Origin of the sequence: Trichocoleus sp. FACHB-46 (assembly GCF_014695385.1) — a bacterium.
Taxonomy (GTDB): domain Bacteria; phylum Cyanobacteriota; class Cyanobacteriia; order FACHB-46; family FACHB-46; genus Trichocoleus.
Genome location: NZ_JACJOD010000028.1, coordinates 170,920 through 184,208, shown reverse-complemented (window position 1 = coordinate 184,208; position 13,289 = coordinate 170,920). Strand labels below are relative to the sequence as shown.

Here is a 13,289-nt window from a genome sequence, read left to right as displayed (position 1 = left end):
GGGTTTTTGAATAAAATGATGCCAGCAATTTTACTTACCTCTCCTCAATAAAGGATGAATGGGTTAAAAGCTGATTAATCTTGAATTAATGCCAAGTCAAGTTTTGCCTTTATTATCAAACACCATGCTTTTGGAATAGTTACAGCAAAAGTTAGTCTATCTAAAGAAATGGATATGGGTTTTTGCCGGAAGGGCGTGCTGAAGGGCGATCGCATATTAAGAAGTTATTAATAGAAATTCAAGTCCTCATTAACCCGAAGATTAACTGACCTTAATTTCTTCAAGATATGGTTTCTGAGGGGCAGGTAAATGTATCAATTACAAGCACCCAATTCGTAAAAAATACGGATTGAGTTAATCAATGAGGGCCAGTCAATAAACCACTCAACCTTGGTTTTTGTCTGTCACAGCTCAGCTTGGATGCGAAGAATGCTTTGAGCCCAAAAGTTCCTAGTGATCCTTAAAGAGAGAGTTTCATGTCCAAGTTCACCCGCAGACAACTGCTAATTTTCTTCGGGAGCAGTGCTGGTGCTGCCGTGCTGGCTCCTACCCTCGGCAATAAACTATTTGGCACTGACACTAGTGTTGCTGAAGCAGCTCAACCTCTGAAACTAACCCCGCTACGCTTACCGCATCCTCTGCCTATCTACCAAGAGCAGCCCAGCTACCTACCGACAGGAATTAATCAAGGTCAGACTTTAAATCCAACGACTGACACCAGGCTTACTAGCTACACCGTGTTAGACGATGTGGTAGTGCCGCCAGAGTATGAGCGCTACATCATTGTGAGTTGGGGCGATCGCGTCTTCCCCAATCCAGAAGACTATTTTGGCTACAACAACGACTACACCGCCTTCATTCCTACCAACCGAAGTTTGAGTGATGGCTATCTCTGGGTCAACCACGAGTATATTTCCTTCCCCTTCTCTGGGTTGGCTCCAGAAGCGCCCGCAGATGTTCAGGGAACGCCTAGCTCTTATCCGTTAGTTGTGGGCCAAGATTTGCCTAACACCAAAAACCTGCAACTATTCGGTGAGTTTTTGTATAACATCGGCGGCTCTGTGGTCCGAATTTCTCGTCAAAGCCGTAGCGATCGCTTTAGTGTCGTCAAAGGAGATGCTAACAACCGCCGCCTGCATGGTTTGTCTGGTTTGGGAATCAACAGCCAGCGATCGGACACATACAAAGGGATCACAGCTTGGGGCACTCAGAGCTATCAGCAAGGCGATCAAAACTACCTGCTCGGTACGGGACCTGCTGCCACTCAGGTCTTCAACCTCAGTACAGATGGGTTAGGAACTAAGATTATTGGTACAGGCTTCAACTGCTCTGGGGGCACTACACCTTGGGGCACGGTGCTTTCGGCGGAGGAAAACTTCCAAGGAGCGGCAGCTTTCTTTGTCGGGGTCACAGAAGCGGTACAACCCAATGGTACTCAAGCCAGCTACACTCCAGGCACCACGGGCGAGGCTTTTGGCTTAGTGGGTGAGAAATATGGCTGGATGGTAGAAATAGATCCAGCAAATCCTGATTTCCGTCCCCGCAAGCACACGGCGCTGGGTCGCTTCCGCCACGAAAACATTGCGATGCGAGTGGAAGCGGGCAAGCAATTAGTGGGTTACATGGGCGACGATCGCCGAGGTGGCCATACTTATAAGTTTGTCAGCACTGGCCGAGTCACGTCTCCTAACGACAAAAATAACAGTCGCCTGTTTGAAGATGGCACTTTGTATGTGGCCCGCTACAACGCGAATGGCACTGGAGAATGGATTCCGCTGCTGCTGAATGCACCAACCAACCCGATTTCTCCCTCTGTGCTCGCCTCGGTCGAGATTGCGGCTTTGGGCACTGCTACCAGAAATGGTCGTTTACCGCTGCCTAAGCGCGTTGGTATTGCAGGCCAAACCAGCAGTGGAGGTTCGCTCAACGTTGAAACAACCAACGAAGCGACATTCTTGCCTGACTACCGCAACAAGAAGTTATCAGACTTCTATACCACTCAAGGAGCGGTTTTGGTGGATGCCTTCTTAGCCGCCAACCTAATTGGTGCGACTCCCACAGCCCGCCCCGAAGATATCGAAGTTCACCCCCGCACCAAAGAAGTCTTCATCGCTTATACCGACGGGGCTCCAGGTGGGGATGGCTATCCGGATTCCCGTATCTTTGTCGTCTCCAAATACAGCCCTGACGTTAGAGACGACCAACCTTCCGGCGAACTGTTCAAGATTATAGAGAATAGCGCTGATGGCACAGGTACTTCCTTCCGTTGGGAGCGCTTAGCCAAGGGAGGAGAAGCAGGCACCGAGAATGGTGATGGCTTTGCCAATGCGGATAACCTGGCCTTTGACAGTCAAGGGAATGTCTGGGGTGTCACCGATATGTCTACAGCCGCTCACAATGGCTTTGATGTGGGTGCAGCCGCGAATCCACTCCTAATCGAGCATAGTGTGGTGGGGGCAACCGCACCGAGCCAAACCGACTCCAACAAAAATGTCCAGACTTCTAATTTGATTGGTGTGTTTGGCAACAACTGGCTCTTCTTCATTCCCATGAGCGGCCCGGATGCTGGAACAGTGGTGCCCTTCGCCTACGGTCCTTTCCGCTGTGAAATGACAGGACCAACTTTTGTGGGAGATACCTTAATTCTTTCGGTACAGCATCCCGGTGAAGATTGTCCGTTCAGCCCTCAAGTACCTCTCAGCCGGGATATTGAGATGCTGAATTTGGACGGTACTCTGTTCACTCAACGGCGATCGCTGTTACGGGGAAGCAACTGGCCCAGCAATATCCAGGGAAATCCTGAAGGCCCACCCAAGCCCGCAGTGATCGGCATTAGACGGAAGCAGTCGAATGGCCGCTTTGTTTAAACAACATCATGGCTAGTCTCTGTTTTCTGCGTTTTCTGTAGAGTGCCAAGAAGTTTTGGAGCTGTAGGTAGAATGCTGGCAAGCGATTGAACGTTTACCAGCATTTTCTTTTAGTCTCTGGAGGCGGTCTCTATCCATAACCACAGCAATCTACTTTTCTGACAACGTTGCTTGGGCACTGGGTAGAACATTCGCAGGTACACGAGATGCCACTTCAGATAAATCTCGCACCTGAGATTTCACAGCGTGCTCGATAATCTCAGCCGCTCTGTGCACACCTCCTGAGTTACAGATAGACTGTTGAACTCTAGCAGCATTCTGGGCATAGGACTCTTTGGTGAGAACTCGTTGGATGGCTTTTCTTAGACGTTTTACCCTCAAACGCTTCAACGGCAATACTTCTCCAACTCCTGTTTCGCGGATTCTCGCTCCTGTTCCGGGTTGCTCGAAAGTGATGGGAATCGCCACTAAAGGCACACCATGAGTGAGAGAGTCAAGAACTGTGTTGAGACCACCATGAGTAATCGTTAAGCTAGCTCTGGCTAATACTTCTACCTGCGGCACATACTCCATCACCAAAGGAGAACCAGGGAAACTCTGGATATCTTCTGCACTGATGCCACCTCCATGGGCAATTAAGAGTTGCACATCTAAGCCTTCACAAGCCGCCGCGATCGCCCGAAACAGGGCAGCTTTAGTGTTCTGGATGCTTCCTAAGGAGGCATAAATTAGCGGTTGTCCCGTCAACTGCTCAAACGGAAAATCGACGCCACAGGGAGACGGATTGCGAAAAGGCCCAGTGTAGTGGAAGTCTATGGGTAAATTGGGGCAAGGAAAATCAAAGGCCGCAGGCTGTTGGCTAACATGAGCTAATCGAGTTGAGGTGGAATATAAGCCCTGATAAGGTGGCAAATTCCACTGCTGTCGGTAGTGGTTGATGGTATCGAGAATTGGTTGGCAGTTGCGGTCTAGCATGTAGTAGGCGACTTGATTACGGAGCTTTGCCCACAAAGCTTTTCGGTAGCGCCAAGGCGTAAAAAAAGGAGGTACATCTGCTCGTCGATGAATTGCTTGACCACAGGAAACAGTCACAAAGGGAAGATGCAGGCCTTCTGCTACCGTTTCTCCGGCTGGTTCTAACTGGTCGATTAGCAAAGCCTCAATGCCTAATTCAGCGATCGCCCCTGGCGCATCCCGACAAATAATCTCCGTCACCTGTTGGCAAAAATCCACAGAGTAGTTAAGCGCCTCCATTTCACTCAACTGACCCAACTGCTGAAACGTTTTGGCTAACGATCCAGGTTGATAAGTAGATTCTCCAAGCGGATAAAACTCTAGCCCTTCGGAGCGAACTTTGAGAGCAACATCCGGGATTTGCAGCAATGTCACTCGATGCCCCTGGCTTTGTAGCTCTCGACCCAGGGCTGCTTGGGGGTTCAAGTGCCCCGGATAGGGCGGACAAATAATACCAAAGTGAGTCATAGCAGGAATACAGGCGGAATGGAAGGAGGTTACAAGATAAAGCTTTAATCTAAGGATAGATAGAGGCAGATCTTATGTAGACTGAAATTGATCGATGGAAGCGATCGCTTCCCAGCTTAACTTGCCAGTGACCACCTCCAGTTGCTGAATTTGCACAGACATACCTTGATGCTTAAACTCAGGCAAACTGAGGAGGTCACTAATTTGAGCCACTAAAGCCGCCGTGATTTCAGCCAAAGAGCCTGGATGATCCACAGGTGATAGATTTTGCAGCACAATCGCTTGCCCATCGTTGCCAATCTCGGGTGTCGCTGTAAAAGACATAGACGGCAGTGATGGATCTGGTGTATTCAAGCCCACGTTAAAGGCCAGATGGCCATCACTCAGCAAATAACATTTCACTTGCTGAATTGAGTGATCTCCCGCCTGAGTTTTAGTCAGCTGGGGCAGCGATGGCAACTTCTTCCGCACCGAGGCAGAATTCAGAGCTTGGGTGAGGCTAGCTTCGTTAACGACTACCCGAATCGTGCCATCAGCCGGATGCATCAGCTTAATTTTGCCGAACATTGCACTGAAAGGCTTAACTGCCACTCGATTGATCTGGAGGTAAAATTCCTCCAGACGTAAGCTAGACTGCATCAATAAACCCTGGATCTTAATGGCGATCGAATCAACTTGCCCTTGAGCCAGTTTGCTCACATCGGTTTTGATTTGGACATCCACTTCTTCGGCATCCTTGATCATGCTAGCGATCGCCATAGTCGCCATTTTATTGAGGGTTTGTTCGCCAAACTTAGCTGAATCTGATGTCACGATTACTGAGCCTCGTGTGCGATTAGCTTAGGAACACCCAAAGCATAACTCAAGCATTTGCTGCTGCGTAGATGCCCCAATCTTGAATACTCTTCTGACTTAGAACATCTGCTGCCTGCTGAATCTCAGCATCACTCCCTTCGATTAGCACCACATAATCACCTCGCAACAAGCGATCGCTGTAAATCTCAGCTTGCTCTTTAGCAATTCCTGACGCAGCCATCGCTTGCACTACGCTATTTGCTGAAGCGGCATTAATCCCAGCACCTGCGACGCTAGCCACCAGAGAAGCCGCTAAGGTACCTGCAGCCAATACAGCACCGACTCCAGGGATGCTGAGGCTGGTCAGGCCCAATAACACCGTAGCGGCAGCACCCCCATAGGCCAAGTTAGAAGCAGTGGCGTTTCCCGCTCCGACTTCTTGATCGCCAACCTGACTTTGCATATGAGCGCCACTCACTTCTTGACTTTCGTCTGCGTTCTTAGCAATCACAGACACTTGATTCATCGGAAAACCAGTAGCTTGCAACTCATGGAGCGCAGTTTCGACCGCTGAACGAGTAGAAAAAGCTCCTAGGGCACGTTTTTGTTGATTATCAGTCATACTTTCTTCCATCACTTTCTTTATCTGCAAAGTTGGCTACAGCACAACGCTTGCAGAATTGTTAATAGCCCCTACATTGTTATGATTCCGCTGAGGCAACTCATCAATCTAGAGATGTAGCCTACGCTGCAAAGACAAATTTGCCAAAGAATTATATTGCCTCAAATCGCCCTAATTCCCTCTCTCGATGAAGCATAGAAAATCTCTCCCATAAACTTATTGTCGGGGGAGAGCGAATGGAGAGAAAAGTTAAAAAGAAGAGTTGATTAAGTCAGCTGAAATAAAATCAAAAGCTTTATGCTGAAAACTCTACAAGATAGCGATCGCACCTATCACCTATCTTGTATTTATTTCGCGCTTATCTCATACCTACGCTTTAGGTGCAGAAGTGATCTGCTCTTGAACTTTGAGGGGCTTAATGAAACCAAAATAAGCAGCGGCCAATCCAGTCAGAGCATTGAACCAAACGTTGTTACCAAAGATAGGCATGAGGCCAAAAGTGGTATTAGTCGCTGGCAGCAAACCCATGATGGCAATCAGGATATAAGCGATCGCAAATCCTTGGTTAAACACCAATGATCCAGAGAAACTGGTGGCAGCAGCCAAACCTAAAACACCGACCGCAATATGAACCGCGTTATGCAAGAAGTTAGTAGGAAACAGACCAAAGACGTTGCCATACCCATCTGGGAAAGACAAGTCGGGAACATAGAGCGGTGCATCTCCCGCCACCGCAGGCATAGCAATCAAGCCGGGGATAAATCCAGCGATGCCAACGGCTAAAAAGACTACACCAAGAATCATGGCAAAAAGTCGTTCGGCACCGTCAAGGCGCTGAAGTAAGTTAGAGGTGTTCGTTTGCATAGTGAAACCTTTGTTAGCAGCTACTGCTATGCAGCGTACTGGCGATCGCTAGCCCTAACTTCCACTACAGGCAGAGACAAGATTCTATCTGGAGAATTGTTCACTCGTAAAACCTTGTTGTAATGCTGAATACGCCAAGCCTGTTTTTACCAAGCTTTTACCAAGGCAAGCGACTACCATCCCAGGAGAAAAACTCGCCGCTGTCTTTAGGCTCTAGATTTTCAATCACAGCCAACAACTGAGCAACAGTTCGCTCTACTGGAAACAGTTTTTCGGGCGACACATTCCGCTGAAATGGTTTGGAAAGACGAGTATCAGTGGTGCCAGGATGTAGCGTTACTACAATCGTGTTGGGGCTTTTGCGCTTATATTCGATCGCGACAGTCCGCATCAACATATTCAACGCCGCTTTAGAGGCCCGATAGCCATACCAGCCGCCCAACTGGTTATCCCCAATGCTGCCAATTTTGGCGGAGATCGTGGCAAAGACATTTCTCTCGCTATGAGCGAACAAAGGCGATAGATGCTTAGCCAGGAGCACCGCTCCAATACTGTTGATCTGAAAGTAGCGCATTAAATGATCGGGATTAATTTGGCGCAAGCTCTTTTCGGGCTGCAAATCTCCCTCATGCAAAATGCCGACACAGTTGATCACCAAATGTAGTTTGTCTACCTGACCTTTAATGCGATCGCTGCATTCAGCAATTTGAGCTTCGTCTGTAATGTCTAGCGGGAGACAAACTAACCGCTCAGGCTGCTCGCGTTCTAGCGCCAATAGTTCACTTGCAGATTCGGGTTGACGATAAGTCGCATAGATTTTGGTAACGCGATCGTCCTGCAACAACTTCTGCACAAACCCTAAACCAATGCCTCCATTTGCACCCACAATCAAGGCGTTGGCATTTTGTATCTCAGCAAAAACAGACATAAGACCAGCAACTCAACCGTTAGCAGCCTACCATTAGCAGATTGGCTGTAGCATCTAATTCTATCAGTGTTCTATCAGCGCGAATTTGAGGTGGAGCAATGGCGAAGAGAGTTGTAATTGTCGGAGCTGGGCCGAGCGGGATTCTGTTGGCTCATTATCTGTTGCGGCGGCAGGAAGCTTATCAGATTGAAATTTACGATCGCCGTCCTGACCCCCGCAGTGTCTCCTTTGAAAAAGCTCGCACCTACCCCCTGACCCTCAACGCCAGAGGCCTCCATGCTTTAAGGCAGGTTCCAGGGTTGGAAGATAGCGTCAAAGCCCAAGGGACCGCAATTTGGGGAACAGTGGTGCATGGTAGAAAAGGGAAAATGCGAACGTTATCTCGCCAGAAGCCACTCTTTGCCCTCGATCGCACCCAATTAGTCATCACCTTATTAGAAAAGCTCACCGAAACCGACCAGAGCGATCGCCTCACTCTCCACTTCAACTGTAAATGTATTGCCGCACATTTTGAGCGGCAGAGCATTACCTTTGAAAGCATTACTGAAAACAGCGTGGCAGAGGAGTTGAGGGCTGATTATGACCTGCTGATTGGAGCTGATGGAGCGCACTCTGTAATCAGAAATCACTTTTTGCCCACAGAGGAATTTACCCTTGAGGCCCAGTGTGTGCCTACCGACTACAAAACTCTTTTTTCATTACGACGAAATGAGCCAGCAGGACTAGACCTCAAACCAGAACATATCCATAGTTGGCGATTGGAGGATGGCACCACAGTTCTAGCGGTTCCTACCAGCGAGGCGATCGCCAGTGGCGTCATTACTTTTTCTTGCAACAACAATTCGTTTGTGAAGCTGAACACTACTACTCAAGTTTTAGAGTTTTTCCATCAGAATTTTCCTGATTTAAGCCCACTCATTACTGATGCCGAAGCGGAAGCATTGCTCAATCGTCCTGTTTCCCAGGTGCTCACCATCCGTTGCAGTCATTATCACTATGGCAACAGCGTGTTACTGATTGGCGATGCCGCTCACGCCGTTTCCCCCTCCTTGGGTCAGGGAGGCAATGCTGCTTTCGAGGATGTAGAAGTATTGGATCGTCTATTAGATGAATATTCTGACGACTTAAACTTAGTGTTACCAGATTTTAGTACGCGACGCCAACCCGATGCTCATGCTTTGGTAGAACTGTCTGATAGTCCATTTCCGCTATCTAAATCCTTATTTCTGGAACTCATAGTGAGACAGAAATTGGGCAAAGTGCTGCATCAACTATTACCGCAGCATTTTCCAACTTCCCTGTTTGAGCTGTTGTCTGACACTACGGTTCCCTATTCGGAGATCTTGTCGTCATACCGTCGCTGGATAGCTAAAGTGAAACGATCCAATCAGAAGTTTTTAGCGCAGCAAAGTCAATAGATTTCTGATGCTGAAAACAACTAGAAGAAGCGATCGCACAATCTCTATTAATCAGGCGATCGCTTGTAGCTCCAGCAAAAAACCACTGCTAGGAAGAATAGGAAAAATTGCAACTACTGGTCCGTTAACTGATACTGCACCTTAAACCGTTGCTCACGATCGCTACCAACGTCATCTAAGAACACCGTTGAGTTTTTTTCTGAGGGACGCGATCGCTCTACAATCACCACTGTTCGATCTTGCACTTTGAAACCTGGTGCAGAGGGACGTACAGAATTGGAATTGCCACGTAACTCCAGATTCACTCGAGACTTAGGCGCTTTAAAGTCATTCAGGCTGCGAGTTTGTACGCCTTGAAGAGATTGACTGGACAATGTCACACTACCGGGCAGTACCTCTGGTGAGTTAGCGGTTTGAGCCTGACCTGCAACCGCCCCAACCAGCACTCCAAGCCCTGCGCCAAAAAAAGCAAGCATGGTAGAACGCATGTAGTTTCCCTCAAGACTTAGTGTTTAAGTAGTGTTTAAGTACTGTTATCAGTCATATGGTTTTTACGTACTTTCCTTATAAACGAAAGCGAATTCAGTGCAACCTATTCCTTTAGATAGAGGTTGGCGCGAAATAGAAAAAGTTTTAAGCAAAGTCGAAATATTCTGCCCTAATTATGATGATCCCCTGACAAAGCAGGTAATTTTGGATGCCGTCCGTTTTACGAACTCTTTACGCTTGTTTGGCCTTATTCCTCAGTAGCGTCACCTTGTTTCTGAGCGCTTGGATTGTCGTGCCTGCGCCAACCCTAGCTCTGCTACCTTTAGGAGTAGCGACGCCAGAGCTAAGCCCTTGGTTGATCGGGTTTAATGCGATCGCTTGCCTGCTGGCATCTCTAGGGATGCGCCGGAGTTGGCTCCAACGCTTAGCTGTGTTGCTGGGCTTGGTGGGGCTGGGGCTAAGTATGCTACCCCTATTACAGCTACCCCTTGCATCACAACGAAACAATGATGAGCTGCAAGCAAATTTTGGGGCGAGCTATGAGCAGGTGAGCCAGCAATTAGATCGACAGGCGGCACAAAGTACCAAGGGAGATCTAGAGAGACCGCGATCGCAACCTTTTATTTTGCAGCAGGTTTTCACCGGAATTCCAGCTAGTCCGGTGCGCTATGACCCCAACATCCCTTTTGCCAAACCAGACGGTGTGCAGCTCAGCATAGATATTTACCGACCGCCTCAAGTGGGTCGCTATCCAGCCTTAGTGGTGATTTATGGGGGAGCTTGGCGAGGGGGAAGCCCATTAGCCAATGCTGTTTTCAGCCGTTACATGGCCGCCAGAGGTTACACGGTCTTCGCGATCGACTACCGCCATGCGCCTCAGCACCCTTTTCCAGCGCAACTAGAGGATGTCCGCACCGCCTTAGCTTTTGTGCGCGAACATGCCACTGAATATGAAGCAGATGGCGATCGCATGGCTTTACTGGGTCGCTCTGCTGGTGGGCACTTGGCGATGCTAGCAGCCTACCAATCCGACGCTCTGCCGATTCGAGCGGTGGTCAGCTACTACGGCCCTTTCAACTTGACAGCAGGTTACGCCGATCCGCCTGAACCTGACCCAATCGATGTCCGGGCAGCTTTAAGAGCTTTCTTGGGCGGCACCCCAACTGAGAAACCAGCGCTCTATCGCCAGGCTTCCCCCGCCACCTATGTCAGTCGACTTTTACCCCCCACATTACTCGTCCATGGTCGGCGCGATCATCTGGTGGAAGTCAAATTTGCCCAGGGCATGTACCAACGATTGCGGTCTGTGGGCAGCCCCGTAGCCCTGCTAGAGCTTCCTTGGGCCGAGCACAGCTTTGATGAAGTCTTTCAAGGGCTGGGGAGCCAGGTAACTCTCTATTATGTCGAGCGGTTTTTGGCTTGGGCCTTGCGCTAGCTTCAGCGATTCGAGCTAGCGATTGACTGTACTCATATCCGGATAGCGATCGCCCACCGCAAACCCTTTTGGGGCCACCTCATCAATCCGGGCCAACTCCTCTGGTGTTAACGTGACATCCACCGCTGCCACATTTTCCTCCAAATATTGCCGCCGCTTGGTTCCAGGGATGGGCACAATGTCTTGACCTTGAGCTAGTAACCAAGCCAAAGCCAACTGACAGGGAGTCACTTGTTTCTCCGCCGCAATCTGCTGCACTCGCTCTACCAGTTGCAGGTTTTTGTTGAAGTTTTCTCCTTGGAGGCGGGGCGAATATCGTCGATAGTCATCTGGGGCTAAGTCATCTAGACTCTTGATCTGTCCTGAAAGAAAGCCGCGACCGAGCGGGCTGTAGGCCACAAACCCAATTCCCAACTCTCGCACTGTTGGTAAAATCTCGTCTTCTGGGTCACGACTCCAGAGCGAATACTCTGTCTGCAACGCACTAATGGGATGCACCGCTTGCGCCCGCCGAATCGTACCAGGAGCCGCCTCCGACATGCCTAAATAGCGCACCTTTCCCTGCTGCACTAACTCTGCCATCGCCCCAATCGTTTCTTCAATGGGCACAGTCGGGTCTACCCGATGCTGGTAGTAGAGATCGATATAATCAACGCCGAGCCTTTGCAGAGAAGCATCACAGCACTGTCGCACATATTCTGGCTTGCCATTCACCCCAAGGAATTTTCCATCCTGACTGCGTTCATTGCCAAACTTAGTCGCTAAAATCACCTGATCTCGGCGATCCACGATCGCCTGTCCCACCAACTTCTCATTGGTAAACGGCCCATACATATCCGCTGTATCTAAAAACGTCACCCCCAATTCCAAAGCCCGGTGAATCGTCGCGATCGACTCTGCTTCATCCCCCGCGCCATAGAACTCAGACATGCCCATACAGCCCAAGCCGATCGCAGAAATCGTCAAACCTTGACTACCCAGTTGTCGAGTTTGCATTCGTGATCTCCCATATCAACAACTGCCAACCATTGGAACACCTGAGCAGAGAACAGCACCCTTCTTAAGACTGAAATGTTCTAAATTGATCAAAATCACCCCTCCCAAACCCTCCCCGATGCGGAGAAGGCTTTGAAAACGGCGGCTAAAGGCAAACTTTTGGAGGGGATCTGGGGGACGCAACCGTCCCTCAGCGGGGGGTTGGGGGCGAGTGCCCCCAAGGGCTTGGTTCCTTAAGTAGTTAAACTGCTTGTTTCTCGTGCAACTGAGGCTTCAACTCACTCGGAGCAAACGCCCCAAACTCAGTCACGATCGCCGTAATCAACTCCGCAGGAGTCACATCAAACGCGGGATTGTAGAACTCCACACCTGGCGAACAAATGCGAGTGTCACCCACTTGGTAAATCTCCACCGGATCGCGTTCCTCAATAGGAATTCCGCTACCATCCGACAAAGAAAAGTCAATAGTGGACAGGGGAGCCGCTACAAAGAAAGGAACATTGTGGGCTTTCGCAGCGATCGCCACACTGTAAGTCCCAATCTTGTTTGCCGCATCGCCATTGGCTGCAATGCGATCGGCCCCCACCACAACCGCGTGAATCAGGCCCTGCTTCATGCAGTGCGCCGCCATCCCATCCGAAATCAACGTTACTGGAATGCCTTCTTGCACACATTCCCAAGCCGTTAGCTTTGCCCCTTGTAACCGAGGCCGAGTTTCATCGGCATACACTCGCTCTAGCCGTCCATCTCGCCAAGCCGAGCGCACTACACCCAACGCGGTGCCATATCCTGCCGTTGCCAAAGCCCCCGCATTGCAGTGGGTCAAAATCCGCAGCTTTTCTGGGCTTGTGGGTAGTGCCTTTACTCCATGATCGCCGATCGCCTGACAGGTTTGGATGTCATCTGCATTAATTTGCTTTGCCGTTTGCAGCAAAGTCTCTTTCAGATATTCCACAGGCCCAATCGTCTGCCGTGCTGTCTTCAGCATCCGCGCGATCGCCCAGAACAAGTTCACCGCAGTCGGGCGAGTTTCCCGCAACTCCTGAGCCACTGTTTCTAGTTGAGCCAAAAATTGATCGCGATCGCTCGTCTGAATCGCTCGTGCCCCCAAGTACACACCGTAGGCCGCTGCCACCCCGATCGCCGGAGCCCCCCGCACAATCATGGTCTTAATCGCCCGAGCCATGTCTTCATAGCGGCTAATTTCCACAACGATATATTCGTTGGGCAAACGGGTTTGGTCAATTAGCAAGACTCGGTCTTCTTGCCAAACAACGGGATATACCTGAGCAACGGTAGACAACATAAATATTTCAGCAGATTAAAAAACGTCAACAATGCGATCGCGCCACTATAAAACGTTACCAGACTCTCCTTTGTCAGCAACATATTT

11 protein-coding genes are annotated in these 13,289 nt (G+C 49.6%); 3 read left to right on the top strand and 8 right to left on the bottom strand.

The features are described 5' to 3' along the window. The first annotated feature begins 476 nt into the window (after nucleotides 1-476). Nucleotides 477-2,867, top strand: a complete 2,391-nt coding sequence (locus H6F72_RS16325) for a PhoX family phosphatase (RefSeq protein WP_190437683.1) — start codon at nucleotides 477-479, stop codon at nucleotides 2,865-2,867. A gap of 150 nt (nucleotides 2,868-3,017) precedes the next feature. Here H6F72_RS16325 and H6F72_RS16320 read toward each other — a convergent pair whose 3' ends face one another. The 5 genes from H6F72_RS16320 to H6F72_RS16300 all read right to left on the bottom strand — a co-directional run bounded on the left by H6F72_RS16320 (nucleotide 3,018) and on the right by H6F72_RS16300 (nucleotide 7,558). Next, nucleotides 3,018-4,349 carry a glycosyltransferase gene (locus tag H6F72_RS16320; RefSeq protein ID WP_190437681.1) on the bottom strand — a complete coding sequence of 444 codons (1,332 nt, stop codon included), beginning with the start codon at nucleotides 4,347-4,349 and terminating at the stop codon, nucleotides 3,018-3,020. A 72-nt stretch (nucleotides 4,350-4,421) separates the two neighbouring features. Beyond that, entirely contained in the window at nucleotides 4,422-5,162 is a 741-nt protein-coding gene (locus H6F72_RS16315; RefSeq protein ID WP_190437679.1) for a DUF2993 domain-containing protein, read from the bottom strand. A gap of 49 nt (nucleotides 5,163-5,211) precedes the next feature. Then, a complete protein-coding gene (locus H6F72_RS16310; protein ID WP_190437676.1) occupies nucleotides 5,212-5,766 on the bottom strand; it encodes a hypothetical protein in 555 nt (184 codons plus the stop codon). Nucleotides 5,767-6,135: 369 nt separating this feature from the next. Then, nucleotides 6,136-6,630, bottom strand: a complete 495-nt coding sequence (locus H6F72_RS16305; protein WP_190437673.1) for a DUF4383 domain-containing protein — start codon at nucleotides 6,628-6,630, stop codon at nucleotides 6,136-6,138. Between the two features lie 157 nt (nucleotides 6,631-6,787). Next, the gene (locus tag H6F72_RS16300; RefSeq protein WP_190437669.1) at nucleotides 6,788-7,558 is read right to left on the bottom strand and encodes an SDR family NAD(P)-dependent oxidoreductase; all 771 of its coding nucleotides are present in this window, start codon (nucleotides 7,556-7,558) and stop codon (nucleotides 6,788-6,790) included. A gap of 98 nt (nucleotides 7,559-7,656) precedes the next feature. On the opposite strand from H6F72_RS16300, the gene H6F72_RS16295 reads away from it, so the two are divergent. Next, entirely contained in the window at nucleotides 7,657-8,976 is a 1,320-nt protein-coding gene (locus H6F72_RS16295; protein ID WP_190437666.1) for an NAD(P)/FAD-dependent oxidoreductase, read from the top strand. 113 nt (nucleotides 8,977-9,089) lie between these two features. On the opposite strand, the gene H6F72_RS16290 is transcribed toward H6F72_RS16295, so the two are convergent. Beyond that, nucleotides 9,090-9,464, bottom strand: coding sequence for a hypothetical protein (locus H6F72_RS16290; RefSeq protein ID WP_190437662.1), 375 nt, complete (start codon nucleotides 9,462-9,464; stop codon nucleotides 9,090-9,092). A gap of 209 nt (nucleotides 9,465-9,673) precedes the next feature. On the opposite strand from H6F72_RS16290, the gene H6F72_RS16285 reads away from it, so the two are divergent. Then, nucleotides 9,674-10,900, top strand: a complete 1,227-nt coding sequence (locus H6F72_RS16285; RefSeq protein WP_190437660.1) for an alpha/beta hydrolase — start codon at nucleotides 9,674-9,676, stop codon at nucleotides 10,898-10,900. Nucleotides 10,901-10,915: 15 nt separating this feature from the next. Here the strand turns inward: H6F72_RS16285 and H6F72_RS16280 are convergent, their stop codons facing one another. Together H6F72_RS16280 and mtnA are read right to left on the bottom strand one after the other, a co-directional pair. Further along, nucleotides 10,916-11,896, bottom strand: a complete 981-nt coding sequence (locus H6F72_RS16280; protein WP_190437657.1) for an aldo/keto reductase — start codon at nucleotides 11,894-11,896, stop codon at nucleotides 10,916-10,918. Between the two features lie 241 nt (nucleotides 11,897-12,137). Further along, complete coding sequence (mtnA, locus tag H6F72_RS16275) at nucleotides 12,138-13,202, bottom strand: S-methyl-5-thioribose-1-phosphate isomerase (RefSeq protein WP_190437654.1); 1,065 nt, start codon at nucleotides 13,200-13,202, stop codon at nucleotides 12,138-12,140. Nucleotides 13,203-13,289: the final 87 nt, after the last annotated feature.

Coding starts and splice junctions, on each gene's coding strand:
- H6F72_RS16290 (WP_190437662.1), bottom strand. CDS start 9,464: ATGCGTTCTACCATGCTTGCTTTTTTTGGCGCAGGGCTTGGAGTGCTG.
- H6F72_RS16320 (WP_190437681.1), bottom strand. CDS start 4,349: ATGACTCACTTTGGTATTATTTGTCCGCCCTATCCGGGGCACTTGAAC.
- H6F72_RS16300 (WP_190437669.1), bottom strand. CDS start 7,558: ATGTCTGTTTTTGCTGAGATACAAAATGCCAACGCCTTGATTGTGGGT.
- H6F72_RS16280 (WP_190437657.1), bottom strand. CDS start 11,896: ATGCAAACTCGACAACTGGGTAGTCAAGGTTTGACGATTTCTGCGATC.
- H6F72_RS16310 (WP_190437676.1), bottom strand. CDS start 5,766: ATGACTGATAATCAACAAAAACGTGCCCTAGGAGCTTTTTCTACTCGT.
- H6F72_RS16325 (WP_190437683.1), top strand. CDS start 477: ATGTCCAAGTTCACCCGCAGACAACTGCTAATTTTCTTCGGGAGCAGT.
- H6F72_RS16295 (WP_190437666.1), top strand. CDS start 7,657: ATGGCGAAGAGAGTTGTAATTGTCGGAGCTGGGCCGAGCGGGATTCTG.
- H6F72_RS16305 (WP_190437673.1), bottom strand. CDS start 6,630: ATGCAAACGAACACCTCTAACTTACTTCAGCGCCTTGACGGTGCCGAA.
- mtnA (WP_190437654.1), bottom strand. CDS start 13,202: ATGTTGTCTACCGTTGCTCAGGTATATCCCGTTGTTTGGCAAGAAGAC.
- H6F72_RS16285 (WP_190437660.1), top strand. CDS start 9,674: ATGCCGTCCGTTTTACGAACTCTTTACGCTTGTTTGGCCTTATTCCTC.